This window comes from Sorangium sp. So ce321, assembly GCF_051530195.1.
Classification (GTDB): domain Bacteria; phylum Myxococcota_A; class Polyangia; order Polyangiales; family Polyangiaceae; genus Sorangium.
In genome coordinates this window covers 9,110,339-9,132,953 of the sequence record NZ_CP150329.1, presented here as the reverse complement: position 1 = coordinate 9,132,953, position 22,615 = coordinate 9,110,339, and the positions used below count along the sequence as shown (strand labels likewise).

General features: G+C 67.1%; 17 protein-coding genes and 2 pseudogenes. 11 read left to right on the top strand and 8 right to left on the bottom strand.

Annotated elements, in window-relative coordinates; translation table 11 throughout:
• Positions 1-25 precede the first annotated feature (25 nt).
• Both WME89_RS33645 and WME89_RS33640 read right to left on the bottom strand, forming a co-directional pair.
• Positions 26-418 carry a hypothetical protein gene (locus tag WME89_RS33645; RefSeq protein WP_438003748.1) on the bottom strand — a complete coding sequence of 131 codons (393 nt, stop codon included), beginning with the start codon at positions 416-418 and terminating at the stop codon, positions 26-28.
• A gap of 236 nt (positions 419-654) precedes the next feature.
• The gene (locus WME89_RS33640; protein WP_438003747.1) at positions 655-1,629 is read right to left on the bottom strand and encodes a terpene synthase family protein; all 975 of its coding nucleotides are present in this window, start codon (positions 1,627-1,629) and stop codon (positions 655-657) included.
• A 641-nt stretch (positions 1,630-2,270) separates the two neighbouring features.
• Here WME89_RS33640 and WME89_RS33635 point away from each other — a divergent pair.
• The 5 genes from WME89_RS33635 to WME89_RS33615 all read left to right on the top strand — a co-directional run bounded on the left by WME89_RS33635 (position 2,271) and on the right by WME89_RS33615 (position 4,499).
• A complete protein-coding gene (locus WME89_RS33635; RefSeq protein WP_438003746.1) occupies positions 2,271-2,468 on the top strand; it encodes a hypothetical protein in 198 nt (65 codons plus the stop codon).
• 124 nt (positions 2,469-2,592) lie between these two features.
• Entirely contained in the window at positions 2,593-2,760 is a 168-nt protein-coding gene (locus tag WME89_RS33630; protein ID WP_438003745.1) for a transposase, read from the top strand.
• Between the two features lie 21 nt (positions 2,761-2,781).
• Positions 2,782-3,564 carry a transposase gene (locus WME89_RS33625; RefSeq protein ID WP_438003744.1) on the top strand — a complete coding sequence of 261 codons (783 nt, stop codon included), beginning with the start codon at positions 2,782-2,784 and terminating at the stop codon, positions 3,562-3,564.
• Between the two features lie 104 nt (positions 3,565-3,668).
• On the top strand, positions 3,669-3,791 hold the full coding sequence (locus tag WME89_RS33620; protein WP_438003743.1) for a hypothetical protein: 123 nt from the start codon (positions 3,669-3,671) through the stop codon (positions 3,789-3,791).
• Positions 3,792-3,920: 129 nt separating this feature from the next.
• Entirely contained in the window at positions 3,921-4,499 is a 579-nt protein-coding gene (locus WME89_RS33615) for a tyrosine-type recombinase/integrase (RefSeq protein ID WP_438003742.1), read from the top strand.
• On the opposite strand, the gene WME89_RS33610 is transcribed toward WME89_RS33615, so the two are convergent.
• Positions 4,481-4,816 (bottom strand): antibiotic biosynthesis monooxygenase family protein, encoded by a 336-nt coding sequence (locus WME89_RS33610; RefSeq protein ID WP_438003741.1) that lies wholly within the window; start codon positions 4,814-4,816, stop codon positions 4,481-4,483. The genes WME89_RS33615 and WME89_RS33610 overlap by 19 nt on opposite strands.
• A gap of 726 nt (positions 4,817-5,542) precedes the next feature.
• Here WME89_RS33610 and WME89_RS33605 point away from each other — a divergent pair.
• From WME89_RS33605 to ltrA, 4 genes and pseudogenes are all read left to right on the top strand, one after another.
• A complete protein-coding gene (locus tag WME89_RS33605; RefSeq protein WP_438012005.1) occupies positions 5,543-6,808 on the top strand; it encodes a 3-deoxy-7-phosphoheptulonate synthase class II in 1,266 nt (421 codons plus the stop codon).
• Between the two features lie 121 nt (positions 6,809-6,929).
• Positions 6,930-7,577: a hypothetical protein gene (locus tag WME89_RS33600; RefSeq protein WP_438003740.1), complete on the top strand. Its 648-nt coding sequence runs from the start codon at positions 6,930-6,932 to the stop codon at positions 7,575-7,577.
• 344 nt (positions 7,578-7,921) lie between these two features.
• Entirely contained in the window at positions 7,922-9,643 is a 1,722-nt protein-coding gene (locus tag WME89_RS33595) for a tyrosinase family protein (protein ID WP_438003739.1), read from the top strand.
• A 703-nt stretch (positions 9,644-10,346) separates the two neighbouring features.
• Positions 10,347-11,836, top strand: a pseudogene (gene ltrA / locus WME89_RS33590) (group II intron reverse transcriptase/maturase); the annotation flags it as partial.
• A 123-nt stretch (positions 11,837-11,959) separates the two neighbouring features.
• Here ltrA and WME89_RS33585 read toward each other — a convergent pair.
• A complete protein-coding gene (locus WME89_RS33585) occupies positions 11,960-12,151 on the bottom strand; it encodes a hypothetical protein (RefSeq protein WP_438012090.1) in 192 nt (63 codons plus the stop codon).
• A gap of 301 nt (positions 12,152-12,452) precedes the next feature.
• Here WME89_RS33585 and WME89_RS33580 point away from each other — a divergent pair, with 301 nt between their 5' ends.
• Both WME89_RS33580 and WME89_RS33575 read left to right on the top strand, forming a co-directional pair.
• Positions 12,453-15,587, top strand: a complete 3,135-nt coding sequence (locus WME89_RS33580; protein WP_438003738.1) for a DNA methyltransferase — start codon at positions 12,453-12,455, stop codon at positions 15,585-15,587.
• Positions 15,588-15,592: 5 nt separating this feature from the next.
• Positions 15,593-18,889: a zinc-ribbon domain-containing protein gene (locus WME89_RS33575; protein WP_438003737.1), complete on the top strand. Its 3,297-nt coding sequence runs from the start codon at positions 15,593-15,595 to the stop codon at positions 18,887-18,889.
• Positions 18,890-19,213: 324 nt separating this feature from the next.
• Here the strand turns inward: WME89_RS33575 and WME89_RS33570 are convergent.
• From WME89_RS33570 to WME89_RS33555, 4 genes and pseudogenes are all read right to left on the bottom strand, one after another.
• A pseudogene (locus tag WME89_RS33570) lies at positions 19,214-19,297 on the bottom strand (hypothetical protein); the annotation flags it as partial.
• Positions 19,298-19,326: 29 nt separating this feature from the next.
• Complete coding sequence (locus WME89_RS33565; protein ID WP_438003736.1) at positions 19,327-19,995, bottom strand: sigma-70 family RNA polymerase sigma factor; 669 nt, start codon at positions 19,993-19,995, stop codon at positions 19,327-19,329.
• A gap of 629 nt (positions 19,996-20,624) precedes the next feature.
• Positions 20,625-21,149, bottom strand: a complete 525-nt coding sequence (locus WME89_RS33560) for a helix-turn-helix transcriptional regulator (RefSeq protein WP_438003735.1) — start codon at positions 21,147-21,149, stop codon at positions 20,625-20,627.
• Between the two features lie 118 nt (positions 21,150-21,267).
• Positions 21,268-22,398: an RNA polymerase sigma factor gene (locus WME89_RS33555; protein WP_438003734.1), complete on the bottom strand. Its 1,131-nt coding sequence runs from the start codon at positions 22,396-22,398 to the stop codon at positions 21,268-21,270.
• Between the last annotated feature and the right edge of the window lie 217 nt (positions 22,399-22,615).

Below are 22,615 nucleotides of genomic sequence, written 5' to 3'. Positions count from 1 at the left end.
CATCCCCTCGCCGGTCGCCGCCAGGTCACGTGGCGGCGACCGGCGCTGCCTCCGCCTCGGACCTGCTCGCCTCGGTCTTGCTCGCCCTGGCCATCTCCTCGAGCCCGGCTTCTCGCGAGACGGTGCCCCGGTAGCCGAGCTCGCGGCGCGCCTTCTCGTCGTTCACGGTGACCTCGGCCCCGAAGAGCCGCACGACCGTGCGCGTGATCGGCGGCGCCCCCTTCAGGCGTAGGCCTGTCCACGTCCACTCGGCCACCTGCGCGAACGCCGCCGCGAGCCACCTCGGGACGCTGCGCCCCCCCGGGTCGACGCCCTGCGTGGCCAGCATGCTCGTGACGAACTTCCGGGTCTCGATCGGCGGCCCGTCCGTGAGGAAATAGATCTCGCCGCCGCGGCCCTTCTCCGCGGCGAGGATCATCCCCTCGCACAGGTTCCCAGCGCGTCCCGGTGGCCCCGCCGCTCCGCTCGGTGATCGCCGGCTCCGGCTGGGTCTGTGGGCTGGCGCGATCGGGGCAGCCGTGGTGCGTGGGCCAGGACCTGCCGGCGCAGCTGGTGGCGGGCATCTCCGGGGCGGCGCGCCTCGTCGGTAGCGATGGATACGCCTGCGCCCTCGGCCCCACCGGGACCTCCTTGTCAAGGGCAGAGGGACCCAGCTCAAGTCCGGTCGTAGACGAACTGATAACGAGCCGTATCGTAGATCGACCAGTCCATGAACCCGCGGATCATGATCCCCAGCGCATCCACATAGCGTGCGACGTCAGCGTCGATCTCATCGCCGAACGAGGGCAGCCGCCCTCTCAGCTCCTGAAAGAGTCTGATCTCCGCGTCGTGAATTTGAGCCGTCTCCTGGATGGCCTCTTCCAGCGTGGCGCCACGCTCTTGCTTCAGCACCAGGACCAGGTTGTGCTCGTCGCCGTGCGCCACCTCCTTGGAGAGCGAGAACAGATCGTTGGCCCAGCACACGGCGCGGCGGCTCAGATCCACGAGGCGCACGAAATGCTCGTGCTGGAGCACGTAAACCGGCAGATGCACCTTTGCGGCTACCTCGATCATGTCGGTTCCGATATTGGCTCCGGCAAACCACGGGCGCATCTGCATGTATTGCGTCGCGGTCGGGGGCCGGCCCTTCCTCGCGTTCCCCGCTTCCCAAATCGCCGCCTCGAAGGTCGCTCTGAGACCCAGGATGAACTGACATTGCCACGAGGGACGGCTCATCGGCTTCATCCGGGCCCAGAAGTCGCTCAGGCTGGCTAGAATGGCGTCGGTGCCCCGGGGCACTGTTCGATCGTACCTGAGGATGTCGACGAAATTGGATATTGCCTCTTGCAGCGATGCCTTCTCCCTGATCTTGGCCGTCTCCGGAGTCAAATGATCCAGCTGATCATCCAGGATGAAGAGCCACGTGTACAGGTCATTGGCGGCGCACAGGAGATCGTAATCGGCGTCCGGGTACACCCTGGCGGTCATCCAGGCGAACTTGTATCGCCGGAACTTCTCGTGCATCTGTTCCGTTCGCAGCAGCTCGAATTCGCGGAGCCAATCGGTTGTGTGTCGGTCGATTTCGTCGACCCGCGGATTGATCCGTGAAGGGAATGGGCAATAGAGCTGAGGTACCGTGACCATTTGCATAAGGGCGACCCTCGAACCGAGCTTGGAGTTATGGTGGAGCATGTACCGTGGCGCCGCGATCAAGCCCCAGATTGAGCCGCCTATCGTTGCTTGCGGCGCATACCAGACCCTACTGAACCTTATCAGACTGCATGGGCAGCGTCAATGCTCCCAGCGCCTGTGCGACCCGACCCATGCTACGACTCAACTGAATACATCGAGCGCGACTACAACACAGATCGCTGGGGCATAACACTCGCGGTAGCGTTCGATCTCTTCGCCACACTCGATCGCGAGGGAGTTCTTCAGAAGTCCGAGAGGAAAATACTCGAAGCCGGCTGGCCATTTCTCGACAATTACCGGAAGATTCGCTTGGCGACGTAAAGATCATCCCTCGGCCTGCTGCAAATCCAAGATGGCGAGCCGATGCTCAAGAGTACATATCCGGAAAAGGCATCACCAATCAAGGGCGCGTTCGAAGCGACAAAGTCGCCTCGCGCCAGCATGACGGCCTCCTGTTTCGTTCGGACCCTGAGATCTATCTCTACCAGGCTCTGAAGAGCTTAGGGCTCACCTTTGCACCACTACCCGTATTCCTACGTGGCGGGGCAAACTGCCGGCGCCTGGAACCCGATTTCGTCGTCATCAAGGACGGCGTCGTTATGGTGATCGAAGTCGATGGGGATACGTTCCACGGAGAAACTCCGGCGGACGCTCAAGCCCGACTCCAGCCACTTGAAGACGAAGATGCGAGAATCGTGCGGGTCAAAGCCGATGAGTGCGCCACCCCGGAGAAGGCAAAGGTGTGTGGAGGCCGTCTGGTAGAGATTCTCAACAAGCGGATCGCGCAACGGCGTTGAGAAGGATCAGGCGTATCCGTCCTGTAGACCGAGTGCCCGGCCTGCAAGGGCAGGATGAAGCTCTTCGACATGATCACCGAGCCGCCGGCGCCGAGGCGCGTGCGGCGCGGTCAAGAGCGGCGCGGTGACCGTCGTGCAACGCACGTCCGGCGACATGCGGCTCAATCCGCATCTGCACGTGGTCTTCCTCGACGGGGCTTATCACGAAGACGGCACCGAGCTCGTGTGGAACGAGCTCGGTCACCTGCGAACGGGCGAGGCCGGTCAGGTCCTAGAGCACCGATCAGTTTGAAACGCTCGGGAATGAGGAGATTTGAACCACAGAGGCACAGAGGGCACAGAGGAACAACAAAAAACTCTGTGCCCTCTGTGCCTCTGTGGTTCATTTTCTCGTGGTTTCAACCTGTTTGGTGTTCTAGAGCACGCCGTCGGGCGGATGCTCCGTTACCTCCTGTGGCACGGGCATCTCGAGATCGAGCACGACGTCGAGGAGGACGACGAGCCCGAGGCCGCGCTCTGTGCCTCCGCCGTCTCGGGACGAGAGCCGCCCGCCGACCCGCAATGGCTCCGCGGGCTCTCGCCGTCTTGTCCGAGCGCGCTCGCGTACGACAAGCCGCTGTGCGCTGCGCTCGATGGCTTCACCTTGCACGCAGCGACGCGCGCCGGTGCGCACCATGCCGCGGCGAGGGAGGCGCTGCTGTGTTACGTGCTGCGACCCCCGCTCGCAAAGGAGCGCGTCGAGCCGCAGCAGGACGGCCTGGTGCGGCTCTCGCTCAAGCGCGCCTTCGCTGACGGGACTGTGGCGGTGAACATGGATCCGCTCTCGCTCCTGTGCCGCCTCGCGGCGAGCGTCCCGCCGCCGCGCTTTCACACCGTCAAGTACGCTGGCGTGCTCGCCTCGGCAAGTCCATGGCGCAAGCGCATCGGACCGCGCCCTGCGAAGCCAGAAGAGTCTACGAATGCGGACGATGACGCCGCTCCGAAACGCACTATTTTCGGCGACCGCTCGTCATCGACCGGTTGTTCTGGCGGGACTGTTCCGCGGGGGCGAACCGTCGCGAGCCGTCGCTTTCCCTGGAGTTTCAGGGCTACATGACGACGGATCGGTCTCGCTCGGAAGGCATGGATCCAACCCGGGCCCAACTGTCAAGCCCCGGGGCTGGGAAGATCGACGTCACCGACCATTCTCGTCGCGCCGCCGTGGTCGCTTCGCTCGCGGACACCATGAGCCGCGCCGTCGCCCTCGGGGATGAGGTGGCGGCCAGGGTCGTTCACGAGGCGATCGGTCGGCTGCTCGGGCTGCCGGTGGCACCGGAGGGGTGAGCAAGCTTCGGCCGAACGTCGAGCCCGCCGCTCGGGTCGACTCGCTGCCGGAGCCTTGCCGCTCGCCAGCGCTCGCGGGCTCTGCTGAGATCGCTCGCGCGTGGTGGATGCGTACCTTCATTCTCTTCCATGGCCGCCGCCATGCACGCGACCTCGGCCCGGCCTACGTCGAGGCATTCCTCACGCCCTGGCGACCGACCACCACCTCAGCTCCTCGACGCAGAACCAAGGCCCTCGCCGCCATCATCTTACTCTACCCCACGTCCTCGCGCTCCCCCTAGCGCAGCACGTCGATTTCACCCGAGCGAAGCGCCCCGCGCGCCTCCCCGCGGTGCTCACTCCGACCGAGGTGAGCGCTCTGCTGGATCCCCGCGACGCATGACCTCCCTGCTCTACGGCGCCGGCCTCCGTCTCGTTGAATGCGCCGAGCTCCGCGTGAAGGACCTCGACCTCGAGCGCCGCGAGATCCTCGTTTGCGACGGCAAGGACCGGAAGGATCGAATCACGTTGCTGCCGCTCTGCCTGGTCCCCCGCTCCGCGATCACCTCACCGCCGTGCGCGCCCAGCACGCCGCCGCTGTCGCAGCCAGCTGAACGTGGCAGTCGCTCGCGTTCACGCACTCGGCCTCGCGGCGAGTGCATCGTCCCGCCAGTCCGCTGCGCCCGAGGCGCGGCGCGGAGGGCCGGCGCTCAGGGCTCATCTTGCTGATAAGGCGGGAAGTACTGCTTGACGATCTCGAAGGGCATCGTCTCCGGCGAGGACTCCCGGAAGAACGCGGGCGTGTTTCGCCGGAGCTCGACCAGGAACTTCCTGTACGCGCTCAAGCTCTCCCACTGGACATAATTGATGATCCGGGTGCTGTCCTCGCTGTGGTGCAGCGTCGATGACACGAAGCCTGGGAACCTCTTCACGACCTTGTTCATGTACTCGTCGAGCTGCTCGAGCAGCTCCTGCGCGCGGCTTGGCTCGACGACCAGACGCACGATGACGGTCTGCACGCTGTTGTGAGGCGAGATGGTGACCATGGAGACCTCCTTAGAGAGCCGCGATCCTGCATTGAGGATCATGGGTTGGCTCCGGCGCAGACGCCAGCTGCAGAGACCGCCTGTCTCCCGATTCCACGAGTCGCCCCGGAGGAGCTCTCCTCGTCATCGCCGCCGCCCTCCCGCGCTCGTTCCAGCGGCTCTGTCGGCTCGGGTTCTCGTCGCCTCTCCAGCCGTTCTGTCCCGGGGAGAGAACGCCTGCTCGGCGCGCAACGCCCTGGATTCCTCGTCCTGCCGGCGGGGCGCCCCGGCCGCACGGCGGGGGAGGGCCACGGAGGGTCGGGCGAGCCCGGCGCCGCGCCTGCGCAGACGCCGGCGCGCGCCGCCCGGCGCTTGCGTGATCGCGTAAGCAACTTCCTGCTCGCCGCGCAGTCGAGCGCTCGCCGTCGCGCTAGGGCCGTCGTTCAACCGCTGAATCGCCGCGTCCAGAGAGGGCGCCACACCTCGAGCTCCGTGGCACGGCGCGTGCTGGGCGGGGTGGACGATCAACCCGTGATCGCCCCGCAGCGCAGGCCTCGCGTCGAGAGCCGCACGAACACCGCCGACCGCTTCTGCCGCGAGCCGCAGCGCTCTCGAGAACGGCGCCATGCCGTCACATCGCGGAGCTCGCGACCGGCTCGGGGTGGCTGGAGTGAATGGCACCCAATGAATACAGGACCGATCCAAGAACATTCCTATCACGAGCTCCAGCTCGATCCGGCGAGCGTTATGCTCGATCGCTGGTCGCCGGACGGCTGGCGCCGCAGGCCCAGCCAGCAGATCCCTGCCTATCCGGACCGAGCCGCGCTCGAGGCCGCCGAGGCCCAGCTCGGCGCACTCCCCTCACTGGTTCTCCCCGGCGACGTGCGGCGCCTCAAGGCCGAGATCGCCAAGGTAGCCGAGGGGAGAGCCCTCCTGCTCCAGGGCGGCGATTGCGCGGAGAGCTTCGCCGAGTTCAGCGCCGAGCACATCCTCGGCACGTCGCGCGTGCTCCGGCGCATGGCCCTGCTGTTGTCCGAGGGCGCTGGGCTCCCCGTGATGACCGTGGGCCGCATCGCCGGCCAGTTCGCCAAGCCGCGCTCGACGCCCTGGGAGGTCGTCGATGGGGTCGAGCTCCCGAGCTACCGCGGCGACATGATCAACGCGCCGGAGTTCACCGCCGAGGCGCGCGCCCCGGACCCGGTTCGCCTCCTCCGCGCCTACCACCAGTCCGCGGCCACGTTGGACCTGCTGCGCGCCCTGCGGCGGATCGACGGCTGCGCCGCGGAGCACCGCGCGCAGCAGCCCTGCGCGACGGAGCTGTTCACGTCGCACGAGGCGTTGCTGCTGCACTACGAGCAGGCGTTGACGCGCAGAGATGAGACCACGGGCGGCTGGTACGACGGCTCGGCCCACATGGTCTGGCTCGGGGATCGCACGCGGCAGGTGGACGGAGCCCACGTGGACTTCCTGCGCGGCATCAGCAACCCGCTCGGCGTCAAGGTCGGTCCGGCCACCGCGCCGGACGATCTGCTCGCCTTGATTGAGCGGCTGAATCCGCGCAACGAGCCAGGGCGCATCACCGTCATCTCGCGCATGGGCGCCGAGCTGGTCGAGGCGCAGCTGCCGCCGCTCCTCCGGGCGGTGCAGCGCAACGGCAAGGTGGTTGTGTGGGCCTGCGACCCCATGCACGGCAACACGATCAAGGTGGGGCGCTACAAGACCCGCCACTTCGAGAGCATCCTGAGCGAGGCGTTGCGGTTCTTCGGCGTCCACGAGGCGGAGGGGACCCACGCCGGCGGGGTGCATGTCGAGATGACGGGCAAGTACTTGACCGAGTGCCTCGGCGGCGCGCAGGCCGTCACCGCGGCCTCGCTCGGGGAGCGCTACCACACGGCGTGCGACCCGCGCCTCAGTGCGCATCAGTCCCTGGAGCTGGCCGCCCTCCTCTCGGCGTCGCTCGGGCGAGCGCGCCGGCGGGGCGCGCCGCTGTCCCGCAGAGCTCTGTCCACGTGAGGCCTCCTCGCCTCGAAGGCTCGGGCCCGCCCGCCTCCTCACGCGCCCGATCATTGAACCCGGTCACCGGACCGGGCGACATCTCAAGCGAGCTCGGCACCCAGATGGAAAGGTGAATCGTATGAAGTGGATCAAGAAAGTCGATCACATCACGTACGCAGTGGCGAAAGGTATGATGAACAAGTGGGCGTGGTACCACATCGAGATCGAGGGCGGGACGCTGGTCAATCGCATCGATGACGTCAACCCGAACGACCCGTCGAGCAGCATGAAGCTCTGGTGCATCGATTTCGAGACGTTCGGGATCGCGCTCGTGGAAGGCATTGACCGCGCCGAGCGGTCCCAGGTCAGCGTCTTCGTCGAGAAGCACGGCGACCACAGCGTCCAGCACGTCGCCTATGACACCGTCCACCTCGGCGCGTTCCTGGAGCGCGCGCGGAAGCACGGAGTGCGCCTCAGGGGAGAGACGCTCCTCAGGAACGACGGCTTCGGCATGGTGAAGCAGGTGTTCTCCAAGGGCTATGACGGGGAAGACCCGGCCGACATGCAGTTCGCGGAGTACGTGGAGCGGCAGGGCGCCCACGGAGAAGCGGAGCCGGCCATTACCTTCTCGAGCAGGGTCGGCAAGGGGTTTTACTATCAGATTGAGCAGGCGCGGGAGCAGAAGGACAGAGAGACCTTCATCGACTTCGGCCGCATGCCGCAGGGCTGGCGGCCGCCGGCGCCGGTGGACCTCGACGCGGAGCTCCCGCGGGCGCTCGACCGCTGAGCCCACCCTGGGCCACGCGTCCGCTTCTGGACATACGAGGTGGGCGGGGCGGCGAGGCACGCCCGCCGCCGTCCTGTCCACCCGGCACCCCGCGCCGCCGCGCGCTGTTGACCTCGCCTTCTCCACCAGTACATTCATCACAGGCGCAAAACCGAGAGCGTAAGCGTCGCTCGCCGCCCGTGGACCGCGTGCGCGCGGCGGGTCGGGCGAGGGCGTGAGAAGGAGAGGTCCAGATGCCAGCCAATGAGCCGTCGGGTCGAACCCGCCTGTACGTCCGCCGGAACATTTACTCCCTTTCCCCAAACGGGCGGGAGATCGCCTCGCTCCGGAGAGGGATCGCGAAGATGAAAGAGCGTGATAGACGCGATCCAACGAGCTGGATCTACCAGGCGAACATCCACGGCACGACGGAGACGGACGACCTGCCGGGATGGAATACGTGCCAGCACGGCTCCTTCCTCTTCCTGCCCTGGCACCGGATGCAGCTCTACTGGTTCGAGCGCCTCCTACGGGCGGCCTCCGGCGACCCGGACCTGACGGTCCCTTACTGGGATTACACGAACACCGCGCAGACGGCGCTGCCGATCGCGTTCCGCGAGCCCGCGGACGCGTCTAACCCGCTCTACGTAAACGAGCGAAACCCTCTCATTAACCTCGGATACCGGCTCTCTCCGCCCATCGTCAATTTCGCGGCGCCATTTCACTTCAGGAACTTCAGCTCCCGCACTGGCAGCGCCATGAGCTTCGGGGGCTCGCGCGAATCCATCCATTACGGGCGGCCTCACGGCCAGATGGAGGCGCAGCACGACTGCCTCCACGTCATTCTCGGCCTCACGCGCACCGGCTTCATGCAGAACCCGAACAGCTCAGCGCGCGACCCGATCTTCTGGGTGCACCACGCGACCACCGATCGCCTGTGGAAGCGCTGGCTGGACATGGGCGGGCAGAACCCGGGCTTCCGCCCTGGGGAGGAGCGCTGGTACAAGACGCAGTTCCTGTTCTTCGACGAGAACGGACGCGAGGTGCGCATGACCGCCGCCGACGTCCTCGATACCGTCCGTCAACTGCACTACTGCTACGACGACGACCCCCCTCCCCTCCCCACGATCATCTTCGCCAGCGAGCCCCGCCTGCTCGCCGCGAGCATGCAGGCCCAGGCAGCGCAGGCGGAGGCGCCGACGGTCCTCGGCGCGAGCACGACCGGCGTCGTGCTCGGCGCGCACCCCGCAGAGGTCCGCGTTCCGCTGACCGCTCCAGTTGCGCTCCCGGTGGCTGCGGCGCCCATGCAGGCGCAGGGGCTCGTCCAGATCGGGGGCGAGCACGCGGGCCAGATTAGGCGGCTCCTCCTGCACCTCGAGAGCGTCGATTTCGAGGAATACCCCAGCAACGTCTACGAGGTGTACCTCAACCTGCCCGAAGGAGAGGAGCCGAGCTTCCGGAGCCGGTACTACGTCGGCGCTGTCGCATTCTTTGCGCAGCGGCCGATGCGGGCGGCGCTCGCGGAGCACGGGGGCGGACACGGCGCGCACGGTGAAGACGGCGGCGGGGGACAAGCGCAATCCCAGGTCTTCCGGTCCTTCGACATTACGCCCAACGTAGTTGCGCTGAGAGAGCACGGGGAGTGGGACGAGAAGACGGTCCGCGTGCGCTTCTACCCGACCCAGCTTCTCGAGCCGATGAAGACCGAGCAGAGGAGCGCGCTCGCGTCCTTCAGGGGGGGTGCCGCGCAGGCGCGCTCGCTGCAGCAACGCGTGCTGGACGCTGCCTCGGAGCCGATCACCATCGGCGCCGTGCGCCTCACCGCGGAGGCTCCTGAGCTCGACGACGTGTTCGAGCTGCCTGCCGGCGGGGCGCCGCTCGTCGCCCCCGCGGCGGCCGCGCCGGCAAAGGCGCCCGCGCCAGCGAGAGCGCAGGCGCGGCAGGCGGCCGCGCCGGCAAAGGCGCCCGCGCAAGCAAGAGCGCAGGCACGGCAGGCGGCCGCGCCGAAGCGGACCGCAGGGAGTACGCCCGCCGCACCGACGCGACGCAAGCAGGGCTCCGGCCGAGCGCCCTCGATACGCAAGTAGGGCTCCGGCCGAGCGCCTTCGATACGCAAGTAGGGCTCCGGCCGATCGCCCTCGGTACGCAAGCAGGGCTCCGGCCGATCGCCCCGAGGAGAAGCGCGGTTCCCGCCGAGGGCGCCCTCCCGTGATGCCGCGGTCCTCTCGACAGCGGCCGACGCGGCGGCGGAGGGTGGCCGGTTGGGCCACGTCGAAGCCGCCCTCGACGGTTGAACCGCCGGAACATGCTGGATTTGCTGAGCTTTCTAGCAACCGCCCCTCTCCGACCGGGAAATCCCTGGCGGGACTGTTCCGCGGGGGCGAACCGTCGCGATCGGTTGGATCCTCCGGGATTTGGGGAGGGCGTGAGTGCGCCGGGATAAACCGGCACGGAGATGGGTATGCAAGAGACCTACATCAAAGGCGTAGCGAGCCATGATGGCCCCGAGTCATGCGCAGGCATCCGCGAGGAGGTCGGCGAAGCGTTGACAGGGGTACGCGCAGGCAGGGACACTGAGCCGCGAAATACCCTCGATCGGGGTGCCGACGCTGTTCACGCAAGCGGAAGGCCACACGACCAGGAGCGCCAGCGCGAGCTCCTGGGCGACCCTGCGCGGTCGAAGACCCCGAGCATGTGCGGACTCTCCGTGTGCGAGAACCGGGAGATCCCCTGGCCTCCCGCCCTCGATGGCGAGGTGGGACGCAAAGGAAAGGCCAAGGCCGTAAGCCGATGATGGACGGCCAGGGGAGGTCAGACAGGCCCATAGTACCGACGAAGCTGCCGAACAAGGCCGGGCAACCGGACGCGGAGGCCGTGGAGGGAAGGGGTCTGGCCAAGGGGAACGCGAACCAGCAAAACACGCCCCGGACGCAGCGCCGGACAAGCGTGCCAAGTGCGCTGGATCGCGTACGAGAAGTCGCAAGACGGGACAGGAAAGCGAAGTTCACGGCGCTCTTCCACCATCTCACCATCGACCGACTTCGAGCCGCATTCATTGCCCTGCAACGGAATGCGGCACCCGGAGTCGACGGGGTGACGTGGGAGCAATATGCGAGCAACCTGGAGGACAACCTCCTGGATCTGCACGCGCGATTGCGCAGTGGGGCGTACCGGGCAAAACCGTCGCGGAGGGTGTACATTCCGAAGGCAGACGGGCGGCAGCGGCCGCTCGGCATAGCCTCGTTGGAGGACAAGATCGTCCAGCGAGCCGTCGTCGAAGTTCTGAATGCCATCTACGAAGCGGATTTTCTCGGCTTCTCGTACGGATTTCGGCCGCGACGCAGCCAGCACCATGCGCTGGATGCTCTCGCCGTCGGGATTCGTCGATGCAAGGTGAGCTGGGTGCTAGATGCCGACATCCGTGGCTACTTCGATGCCATCGATCACGGGTGGATGGTGAAGTTCCTCGAGCACCGAATCGCGGACAAGAGGCTGCTGCGTCTCCTCCAGAAGTGGTTGAACGCAGGAGTGATAGAGGGTGAGGAGTGGACGAGGGGGGAGGAGGGTACTCCGCAAGGAGCAACGGTTTCACCCTTGCTGGCGAACATCTATCTCCACTATGTCCTCGACCTGTGGGTCCAGCAATGGAGGAGTCGGCATGCGCGCGGGAGCGTCATCATCACGCGTTTTGCGGACGACTTCGTCGTTGGATTCCAGTACCGCACGGATGCCGAGCGGTTCCTGCAAGAACTCCGCGAGAGATTGCGGAAGTTCGCGCTGGAGTTGCATCCCGATAAGACCCGCATCCTCGAATTTGGTCGCTACGCGGCGTCCAATCGACAGGAGAAAGGTCAGGGAAAGCCGGAGAGCTTCAACTTCCTGGGCTTCACGCACATTTGCGGAAAGACTTGGATGGGGAAGTTTCTCATCGTACGGCGAACCATGCGGGAGCGGATGCGGAAGAAGCTGCACGAGGTCAAGGCCGAGTTGCAGCGGCGCCGACATCACCTCATCCCCGAGCAGGGGAAGTGGTTGCGAAGTGTAGTGCAAGGACATTTCTTGTATTACGCCGTACCGTCCAACGGTCGATCGCTGCAGTGGTTCCGTACCCAGGTGACCCGTCACTGGCATCGCGCGCTCCGCCGCCGAAGTCAGCGTGACCGCACCACCTGGTCACGAATGCAGCGACTCGCCCAGCGCTGGATCCCCCCTGTCCGCATTCTGCATCCCTGGCCAGAAGAGCGCTTCCGCGTCAGAACCCGAGGCAAGAGCCCAGTGCGGTAGTGCCGCTCGCTGGGATCCGCGCGGGGGGCGGCCCGAGCCCACAAGGTGAAGGGCCGTCCCTACCGCAATCGACGGATGGCAGCTGCTCGGGAGGCATAGAGCCAACCCGGGCCCAATTGTCAAGCCCTGGGCCTGGGGAGCTCGCCCTGACCGAGCCGTCGCCTCGGGCTGCGGTGGTCGCCTGGCTCGCCAGCACCCTGAGCCGCGCCGTCGCCCTCGGGGACGAGGTGGCGGCCCGGGTCGTTCACGAGGCGATCGGTCGGCTGCTCAGGCTGCCGGTGGCACCGGAGGGTGAGCAGCGACGCCGCCATGGAGATCCTCGATGCGAGCCCGCCGTCACCCGCTGCTCCCATGCGTCCGGAGAGACCTCGAGCTTTCCCCTGCGTGAGAGCACACCGGGCTGCTCAGCCCGGCTGCTACGCACCACGAGCGGGCAGCGTCCGCAGGTGCGAGATGCTCGCTGTGAGCCGGTCGCCCCCCGTGACCTGCCCTCCGTTGACTACATCGTCGATCTCAGCTCGAGCTCGCCGGCCAGCCGGGCACGACGACGCCATCAGCGGGCGATCTGCGCGACGCTTGCCCACCGTAGTGTTCTGAGTTTCCATCCGCCGCGTGGACGGATCGCTCACCCCTGGGCAGACAGCGGCGTGCCTCGACACGCTTGGCGCCGACCGGCTGCGCGCGTTGCTCGACACGCTCGGCCTCGAGGCCACGGACCGCCGCTCGCGCTCGGCGCTGATCGCCGCGATCTCGCGAGCACCACTTCCCGACGTTGTCCGCGCCCTCCGCGTCCCCGAGCTTCGCGCGTTCTGCACGACCCTCGGGGTGCATGACAAGGGCACGAAAGATGTGCTCGTGCAGCGGGTCCTGGCCGCGCCTGGCACGCGGGTCGTGCGCTCGCAGAGCGATCGCCCGGATGGCGCGGCGGGGGCCGGTGCGCTCAAGGCGGCGCTTCGGCGCTTCACGCTCGAGGCGGCCGCGGGCTTCGGTGGACGCGACGCCCAGTCCAGGTTCGTCAAGGCGTTCTTCACGTGCTTTGGGTGGCGCGACGGCGAGCCCCCCGGCGCCGAGATTCCAGCGTCGCTCTCGGTCGTGGAGCTCGGGCGTCGGACGACCCGCCCCGTCGCGGCCGTCTGGAGCGAGCGCCGCGTCCTCGTCGACGTCGTAGCGCCGGACCTGGCGCTCGACGCCGCCTGGAACGACCTGCTCCGCGCCTGCCTGGAGCAGAGCCCCGGCCCGCAGTTCGTCGTCCTGACCAACCAGCGCGAGCTGCGCCTCTACGACCTCGCGCGCGACCGCGCGGTGCCACGCCTCGCGACCCCGATCGACGACCTTCCGAAGTACAGCGACGCGTTCGTCTTCCTCGGCGAAGGCTGGGTCCCCGGGACGACGCCGAAGATCGTCAACGTCGGCAAGGTCTCGCGCGAGGTCGCGGACCTCGTCGCCAAGCTCTACCGGAGCCTGAAGTCGAAGTTCCCGAAGCGCGAGGCGGAGATCATCCGGTTCACGCTCCAGTGCATCATCACGATGTTCGCCGAGGACATTGGCCTCCTGCCTCCGGATCACTTCACGACCCTCCTCTACGAGGGAGCTCGGCATCGCGACGTCGACCGACGCCTCCGCGAATTCTTCGATCTGATGGGAACGCGCGACGTCACGCCGCCGCGCCCGGTCGCGTACTTCAACGGCGGCCTCTTCGCCGCCCCCGTGACGCTGCCGCTCGAGGACGCCGAGCTCACGGTGCTCATCCGTGCCGCGGAGGCGCACTGGAAGTACGTCGATCCGCACATCTTCGGCAGCGTCTTCCAGGGCATCATGGACGACGCCGAGCGGCACGCGAGCGGCGCGCACTACACCGCGCACGAGGACATCATGCGCGTCGTCGGGCCGACGATCGTCGAGCCGTGGCGCAAGCGGATCGCCGAGGCGAAGACGCTGACGGAGTTGCTCGACGTGCGACGCGCGCTCGCGAAGTTCCGCGTGCTCGATCCGGCGTGCGGGAGCGGCAACTTTCTCTACGTCGCGTTCCGCGAGCTCTACAGCCTGGAGACGCAGCTCCTCGCGCGCATCCGGGAGTTCCCCTCGGGGCAGGGCATCGGCTGGGGCAGCGTGATCTCGACGCTGAACTTCCACGGCATCGACACGAACGCGTTCGCGGTCGAGCTCGCCAAGGTGACGCTCAACATCGCGAAGAAGATCGCGTTCGAGGACCGGCGGCAGAAGGCGGCTGATGCATCGCTCCAGGGAGAGCTCGAGGTCGATCCGTCGCTACCCCTCGACAACCTCGACAAGAACATCGTCTGCGCCGATGCGCTTTTCACCGAGTGGCCGGAGGTCGACGCCATCGTTGGCAACCCGCCGATGCTCGGCGGCCTGAAAATCAGGAGTGAGCTCGGTGTGACGTACCTGGAGCAACTCCAATCTCGCTACCCCGAGGTAAACGGTCGCGCTGATTTTTGCGCATACTGGTTTCGCCGTGCGCACGAGCGCCTTGCAACTGGAACGCGCGCTGGTCTTGTCGCTACGAACACCATTCGAGAAGGAAACACCAGGGAGGCGGCGACAGATTTTATCGTGCAAAACGGAGGGACGATCACGGACGCGGTGTCTTCACAGTCGTGGCCTGGCGAGGCGGTGGTCAACGTCTCCATGGTGAATTGGATCAAGGGGACGGTGCCTGATGCGCCTCGCCGCCTCGAGATCGAAGGCGTTGTCTACGAATGCAAGAGCATCCCTCCGAGCTTGCAACTGCAAGCGGATCTTCGTTCCGCGTCTCCGATCTCGGCAAACACTCGCGGAACTGCCCAGGGGTTGGTCCTCGGAACGAAGGCATTTCAGCTTGATCGAGCGACCGCGCGCACCCTTTCTGCCGACCGGCGAGCGCGCCCCTTCCTCAAGCCGATTGCCGTGGCGAGTCACTTGTTGCGCGGACGGCTGACGCAAGACCCGGACTATGTGATCGACATGACGCTTTGCACTTCGGAGGCTCAGGCCAGGCAGGCTGGTTCTGCGTTCGAGTATCTGAAGAAGCACGTGTACCCCGCTGTCTTCGAGAAGGCAGAAACGGCGACGACTGAGCATTACAAGAACTGGCTGCGGACGTGGTGGCGGCCGTTTTGGCCTCGGCTCGAGTTTGTCGAGGTGCTGACTGGATTTGATAGGATCATTGTGTGCTCGAGGCACGCGGCGCGGCCCGTATTTGCCTTTCTTAGTCGTAAGTTCTTTCCCACGGAATCGCTGCAGTTGTTTGCTTTTGAGGACGACTATAGCTTCGGAATTCTCCAGTCGAAGGCCCATTGGCTTTGGGCAGTCGGCGTGGGCAGCAAGATCAAGGATGATACGCGTTACACCGGCGACGTCTGGGACACGTTCCCTTGGCCGCAGGAAGTGTCGGAGAGCGCCGTCGCGAACGTCGCCGCAGCGGCCCGTGAACTCCGCGCAACCCGACAGCGGCTCATGGAGGCCAACGGCTGGTCACTTCGCGAACTCCATCAGGCCGCCGAGATCGACGGCCCTCACCCGCTCAAGGACGCGCAGCGCGCGCTCGATGAAGCGGTCGCCGAGGCGTACGGCATGCCGTCGGACCAAGAGGTGACCGAGTTCCTCCTCGACCTGAACCGTTGCCTCGTTGAGGACGAGGAGCAGGGGAGGACCGTGACCGGCCCCGGGCTCCCGCCCGGCCTCGACCCCAAGGATCCGCGCTGGCTCAGCGACGACTGCATCGAACCTCCCCCGATCTCGGAGTAACCGACATGGCACAGACCGTTGCCGAGCACCCGGCTCTCAGGCCGCTGTGGGACGCCACGAAGAACCCAGACGCCGCGTCGGCCGTGCTCACGACGAGCTACAAGGCCGCCTGGTGGTCGTGCCCGCGTGGCCACGCGTTCCAGCGGGCGCCGCGCGCCCTGCTCCGCGACCCCGCGTGCCCGCAGTGCAAGGTCGCGGGTTCGAGCGCCTCGCTTGCGGACAAGCGCCCGGCGCTCGCGGCGCTCTGGCACCCGGAGAAGAACGGGGATCTCACGCCGAGCACGGTCGACGCGACCTCGACCGCTCCGTGCTGGTGGCACTGCCACGCCGGTCACGACTTCCAGCGCGCGCCGCTGCTCATGCTCCGCGACGCGGAGTGTCCGACGTGCGCGCTCGCCAAGACTTCGCTGACCGTCACCCACCCCACGATCGCGGCAGAGTGGCACCCGACGCGCAACGAGGCGGTCACGCCGCAAATGGTCGACGCCGATCACATCATGACCGCGTGGTGGACTTGCCCGAAAGGGCACGACTACCAGGCGACGGTGCGCTCGCGGGCGAAGGGCGGCTCCCGCTGCCCGACGTGCTATGCGGGCTGGTCGCTCGAGCACATCCGCGACTTCGTGCAGGCGCTCCTCGCCCATGTCGGCGCCTTCGATCCGAGCGAGAAGTTCGCGCTCGCGATGCAGGCCGGGCTCTTGAAAGACAAGGCGTCGCGGCCGTTCGTGAAGGCCTTCACGAGCGGCAAGTTCCCCGTCGTCGAGCTCGAGAAGTTCCTGCGCGGCGAGCCGTCGCTCGTCGACGGCTTCATGGCCCGTGGCGGCGGCGCCGATCCGCACGACGATGGCCCGCTCCTCCAGGTCGTCGAGCCCGAACCGGAGCGCCGAGCGACGGACGCGCCGCACGACCGCTTCGCGCTCCCCGGCGCGCCGGAGCCCGAGGATGCGGCCGACCTCGACGTGAGCGCAGAGGTCGACGTTCACGGCCCGCCGGACGCCGAGGACGGAGGGGAGCTGCCCGTCGTGACGGCGCGCGAGGCCCTGCAGGCGCTCGACAGCGCGCTCATCGCGAGCGCCGACGCCGAGACCGTGAAGTTCCTCCTTGACAGCGCGAAGGCCAAGCTCTGGCGGCACGCGTACCTGAACCCGAAGGAGGCGCGCGAGCACGCGGCCTCGTTCCAAGGGGACGTGTACTCCTCGCTGGTGCGGGATCGATTCCTCGCCGAGTTCGATGAGGCCGACGCCCTCGTGATGCCGAAGGGCTACGCGTTCCAGCCGGTGCCGGGCGGGCCCATCGTTTCGCCGAACCTCATGCAGCGACGCGTCGCCATGTCCGTCCGCCAGGCGCGGCGCTTTGGCAACTGGTCAGGCATGGGCGCCGGCAAGACCCTGAGCGCGATCCTCGCGACCCGCGTCACCGGCGCGAGCCTGACGGTCATCTGCTGCCCTAACGCGGTCGTGGACAACTGGGCCCGCGAGATCGACAACGCATTCTCCGGCTGCGAGGTGGCGAAGAAGACGTGGACGCCGGAGTGGAGGGACCCGCTCGTTAGCGCTCCGCGCTACCTCGTCCTGAACTACGAACAGTTTCAGCAGCCCGAATCAGAGGCTCGGCTCGTCGCGTTCCTGGAGAAGAACGTCGTCGACTTCGTGGTCGTGGACGAGATCCACTACGCGAAGCAGCGCGACGAGGGCGCCGCGATGAGCAAACGGAAGCGGCTCGTTCAGGGTCTCGTGCTCGAGGCGGGGAAGAAGAACGAGGCGCTCTGCGTGCTCGGCATGTCGGGCACGCCGGTCATCAACACGCTCCAGGAGGGGAAGAGCCTCGTCGAACTGATCACCGGGCACCGCCACGACGACCTCGAGACGAAGGCTACAGTCCAGAACTGCATGCGCCTCTACCAGCGGCTCGTGACGCTCGGGACGCGCTGGAGGCCCAACTACGCCATCCAGCTCACGGTCAGGCGCGAAGAGATCGACTGCTCCTCAGACCTCCACGAGATCCGGCTCGTGGGGCAGGGGTCGACGTTGGAGCTCGAGCAGGTGCTCACGCACCTCCGCCTGCCCACGATCCTTGCAAACATCGCGCGCGGCGAGAAGGTGCTCGTCTACACGCACCTTGTCGAAGGCATCGCGAAGGATCTGCTCGACGCCATCAAGGCCGCGGGTCATTCGGCGGGGCTCCTGACGGGAGAGACCGACGACTCCGATTTGCGCGAGTTCTTGAAGCCGAACGGCTCCGTGGACGTCCTCATCGCGTCGAGTCGAATCGGCACGGGCGTCGACGGCCTCCAGCACGTCTGCAACAAGCTCATCATTAACGTCCTCCCATGGACGAACGCCGAGTACGAGCAGCTCATCGGCAGGCTCTACCGGCAGGGGAGCAAGTTCGCGCACGTCGACGTCGTCATCCCGGTGACCTTCGCCATGGTGAACGGCGAGCGCTGGTCGTACTGCGAGTCGAAGCTGAACCGTCTCGAATACAAGAAGTCGATCGCGGACGCCGCCGTCGACGGCGTCGTCCCCGAGGGCAACCTGAGGACGCCCTCGCAGGCGCAGCAGGACATCATGCGCTGGCTCGCGCGGCTCGAGGAGGGCGCGGTCGAGACCATCGAGCGCAGGAAGATCGTCATCCCGCTGTCGGGCGAGCCGACCGAGGTCAAGCGCCGCGTCGCCGCGTACGGCGACTTCACCCGGATCAACAACCGCTGGTACGCGACCTCCAGCCAGCGGACGCACGCGCGTCTCGAGATCAACGCGGAGGAGTGGGCGCACTACCACACGCTTTATCGCGAGGTGCGGCAGAGCTGGCCGGTTGTGCCGTTCGAAGAGGAGATCCGCTGGCTCGAGCAGCGCGACCCGCTCGTCGTCGGAGACTTCGGCTGCGGCGAGGCGATCATCGCCGAGCGCGCCGGCGCGAAGCACGACGTTCGCAGCTTCGATCACGTCGCCGTGAACCCCAGCGTCATCGCGTGCGACATCGCGGCCGTCCCGCTTGGGGACGGGGAGCTCGACGTCGCCATCTTCTGCCTGTCGCTGATGGGGGCGAACTTCACCGACTACCTGCGCGAGGCGCACCGCTGCCTCCGCCTGGACGGCCGGCTGCACATCTGGGAGCCCGCGAGCTACTTCGACGACATCGACGCGTTCTGCTCGGGGCTCGCGCGGCTCGGCTTCGAGGTGATGGATCCGCGCCAGCAGGGAGCGTTCATGCGCATCCGCGCGGTGAAGGCGACGCCGGCGGCTGCGCCGAACGTCGTCCTCCAGTTCAGGGGAAGGTCGGCTACCGTTCCAGCCGAGTAGGGGATACGCGGTCGCTGCGGGTCTCGCGTATGTGACGTTTATCGCCGCTGGCCACACGAGGACGACGTGGGCACCAGCTCGCGCGCCCGCGATCCCAGGCAACAAGCCACCGCAGACCGCCTGTAGGCGTGGCCCCGTCGACCCTGCTGCGTGAGGACGCGCGTGCCTACTCGTCTTCCGCGTCGACAGTCGCGGGCATGTGGACGCGCCGGAGGGGCAGAAGCCCTTGTACTTCGTGTCGAATTGCTCGTAATGCGCGAGGACGAACGCGAGGAGTTCCTCCTCGTCGGTGAGCCGGAGGTTGGACTTGCTCTTCCCGAACGTTCGCGCCTGCGGTGAGAAGGTTCCGAGCGTCACGAGCGGCCCGTGCTCATTTGCTCCGACCTTGCCGTAAAGGGCCGCGGCCACGGGAGCGCCGATCGCCTCTTCCGAGCCTTTCACCTGGCCGCGCGACGCTCGAGGGCAGCGCGAAGTGTCGCGCGAGCACGGGCGCGCATCTTATAGACTGTGGATAGTGGAATACCAGTCGACTCGGCGATCTCCTCCATTGGTGTTCCGTGCAAATCCCTCGCAACCACGATCGCGGCCGTATCGGGATCGAGATGCCGAATCGCCTCGAGTAGGTGTTCCTTGCTCTCCCGTGCCGCTACCTTCGCCTCGGCGCCAGGTCGCGGATCGGGCGACTCAGGATCCAGTGGAGCGGCCATGAGAATCTCGGCGGAGCGGTATCGCTGAGCAAAGTAGGCAGCGGCGCTGCGCGCGGTGATGCGGTACATCCACCCCGCAAACAGCGCCCGCCGCCTCTGAGTCCGCGCCGATTGCGTCTCGCGATCCAACTTGTTGAAGTCTGGATCGAACCGTGGCCACGCGGTAACCGCCCTCATGAGCGCGCTCTGCGCCACGTCCACCCGGTCTACCTTTGGCACGCCCATGCTAGCGATCCACGCCACCACCACCACGGGGCCACGCTCGCCCGCCGCGTTCCGAAGCGCGGCGAGCAGAGCAGCAAGCGTAGCGGGATGGCCGAACGTGGAGATTCGAACAATGGCCAGAATCGCCGCCGCGAGCGCGAGTAGCAGCGTTGTCGAGCCGTGTCCGGCGATCATGGCATAACTCGTTCTGAACCTTGGGGTTCGTGAGCAACTAGATTACCGTCGCTCCCGTGTCTTCAGACGGTGCGCCGGTGGCCGGTGTGCGGTCGTTCCGTGTGGGCTCGACCTGCATTCGGGCTGCCGCCTCCGGATCATGGTGCTGGCCCCTGGTCGCACCCGTCCTATGATGATGTCTCGCCAGCGCACATAATGTGTACCGCCGGTCGCATGGCCGTTTCCACAGAACGCGAGGTGAGGCCGCCGTCACCCATGGCTGCCTACTCCTGGCAGCGTCGTGTTCAACGAGGAGCGCTCGGCGTCCTCCCAATCCGATCCGCGTGCAGGACTTGACCCGCCTTCGTCGCGCTGCAGCGGAAAGCTCGTCAGCGTGGCAGCGCGGCGCGCCAGCTCGGCCCCCGCCTCGGCGCGAGCAGGCAACGGCGACCTCAGCCGCAGCTGTGGAGGCGGCGGGAGCTTGGCGCGTGGACTCCTGGCAGACGAGTCAGGAGCCGGCACCACGGGCGGCGGAACATCAGGCGCGCGAGGGGGTATGGAGGCCGGGTTCGGTGGCATAGAGATCGACGCGGGCGAGGCCGCCGTACGCGTCGCGCTCTCGCGCCTGGTGGTCGGCTCATCGAGCTTGATCACCACGGTTTCCTCCGCGTCGGTCCGGTAGCGTCGTGCAGCCTCCACAGGCGCTCCCAGTACCGAGCGGGCGCGCCCGTGAAGTCCTCCAACTGCCGCGCGAGGCCGGGCGTGATCGGGAAGTCGCTGTTCAGCAGCCGCTCCACGTCCCTCGGCGCGAGCCCCGTGCTCTCGGCCAGTTTTTGCTGCCAAGCAGGCACCGTCGCGCAGAACGCTTCGAGGACCCTGCCCGGCCACGGGACAGGTCGCGCTCGGCCGTCGGCCATCGCTGCGATCAGCGCATCGACATGGCAGTCCAGCAGGCGCTGGTGTCGCCCCAGCTCCCGCTCGGCCTTTTCCTTCGCATCGGCGAGGGCTGAGGCCTCGTCCTCATGCGCCTGGTCGCGCGCCTCGCGAAACCCGCGTTCGCGTCCCATGGCCTCGCGCGCCGTGACCGCGAAGCCGATCGCGACGCAGGCCATCATGGCGAGACCGATCGGCGAGACGAGCCACATCGCACCAAGTAGATCCTCCATCGTGTTCATCGGGTCTCGTCTCCTGGACGTGATCGTTCTTGTCGGGACGCAAGGCGGATCTTCGCCTTGTGCTGTCCGAAGACATCACCAGGCACCGACTGTTAGCTGCCGAAGGACAGCCGGGGATTCAGCGAATCAGCCGGAGGAGTGCTTCGCGCTCGGCGGCGAGCCGCCCACGGGGGAACTCCCGCGCGTGGGTGTTCAGCAGCCGGAGAGCCTCGACGTTGGCCATGGCGTTGCGGGCCTCGATGGCCCTGCGGGCCTGGTCGATCAGGCTCCTCTCGCGCTCGCTGCCGGTCGGTCGAACGGCGCTCGCCGGAGACGCGGGCTGGAGCTCGCTCGTCGTTGAGGGAACGGGCGTGCTGCTCGCCATCGCCTGCGCGCGCGCGCTTCCTTGCTCCCTCGGCGACGACATCTCGGGCGCGATCGGCGTGGCCGGTGCCGCGGCGCTGTGCGCGCGTTCTCCACCGGCGGGCCGCGCGGCGCTGTGCGCGCCGCCTCGCGCTGGGGACGCGGACGCCGCAGCCTCCTGCGCAGCGGGCGGGGTGGCAGGGACGCGGACCGCCGCCGCCCCGTGCCACGATTCCGGGTCGGGCAGGGAGGGCGCTGAGGAGACGAGCGCGCCGGTCAGCAGGACGAGCCCGCCCTGGACGAGGATCCTCACGCCCAGACGGCGCAGCGAAGCCACCGACGACGCGCGACGGTCGAGGCCCAGTGCGAGCGGCACGCAAAGGCTATCGTCCCTTCCCTGAGAGCGCTGCTGCTCCTGCCACCGCTCCCGCCGCACCCTGAGCTCCTTGTGCGCCCGCCAGTGTCGCGTCTTCACCGTGCCCAGCGGCAGTCCCTGCTCGGTGGCGATCTCGGCGAGCGGGACCTCTTGGAGATCGTGCTTGATCACGAGATCCCGGTACTTGGGATCGAGTTGGTCTATCAGCTGGCGCGTGAACTCTTCCCGCTGCCGTCTCCGGAGCAGCTCTTCCGGCGTGGAGCACTCGTCGCGGATCTCACACTCATCGAACGACGTCAGCACCTCGCCGCGGCAGCGTGCGTCACGGACGTGATTGCGCGCCTGGTTGATGGCAATCGTGACGCGGTACGGGGCTGGGTCTCCCCCCAGGTCGAGCCGCTTGTCGGCCTCGAGCCCCCGCAGCAGCGCTTCCTGAGCGACATCCTCGGCGTTTCGCGCCGGCACACCGTGGCGCCGGGCGAGGCGCCGGAAGAGCTCGAGGCCGGGAGAGGCAGTCGCTGGCTTGCCCACGGTAGGCAGCACACTTGAGCCGGCCCAAACGCTTCAAAAAAAAGAACCGACGAGCAACTTTGGTCGGGTAATGTGCGCCCGGGTGGCATTATCAACCACACGAAAACGGACTTTGAGGACGGCTGAGCACATTCCGTCATTCCGCCCCCAATTCTCGCCCAAACGGCCGAGACGTCGCGGCTTCTGCCGGTTGACGCCGAGCGGCCGGCGTAAGTAC

Coding starts and splice junctions, on each gene's coding strand:
- WME89_RS33575 (WP_438003737.1), top strand. CDS start 15,593: ATGGCACAGACCGTTGCCGAGCACCCGGCTCTCAGGCCGCTGTGGGAC.
- WME89_RS33615 (WP_438003742.1), top strand. CDS start 3,921: ATGGCCGCCGCCATGCACGCGACCTCGGCCCGGCCTACGTCGAGGCAT.
- WME89_RS33640 (WP_438003747.1), bottom strand. CDS start 1,629: ATGCAAATGGTCACGGTACCTCAGCTCTATTGCCCATTCCCTTCACGG.
- WME89_RS33610 (WP_438003741.1), bottom strand. CDS start 4,816: ATGGTCACCATCTCGCCTCACAACAGCGTGCAGACCGTCATCGTGCGT.
- WME89_RS33645 (WP_438003748.1), bottom strand. CDS start 418: ATGATCCTCGCCGCGGAGAAGGGCCGCGGCGGCGAGATCTATTTCCTC.
- WME89_RS33560 (WP_438003735.1), bottom strand. CDS start 21,149: ATGAACACGATGGAGGATCTACTTGGTGCGATGTGGCTCGTCTCGCCG.
- WME89_RS33595 (WP_438003739.1), top strand. CDS start 7,922: ATGAAAGAGCGTGATAGACGCGATCCAACGAGCTGGATCTACCAGGCG.
- WME89_RS33565 (WP_438003736.1), bottom strand. CDS start 19,995: ATGATCGCCGGACACGGCTCGACAACGCTGCTACTCGCGCTCGCGGCG.
- WME89_RS33635 (WP_438003746.1), top strand. CDS start 2,271: ATGGTGATCGAAGTCGATGGGGATACGTTCCACGGAGAAACTCCGGCG.
- WME89_RS33605 (WP_438012005.1), top strand. CDS start 5,543: ATGCTCGATCGCTGGTCGCCGGACGGCTGGCGCCGCAGGCCCAGCCAG.
- WME89_RS33600 (WP_438003740.1), top strand. CDS start 6,930: ATGAAGTGGATCAAGAAAGTCGATCACATCACGTACGCAGTGGCGAAA.
- WME89_RS33585 (WP_438012090.1), bottom strand. CDS start 12,151: ATGGCGGCGTCGCTGCTCACCCTCCGGTGCCACCGGCAGCCTGAGCAG.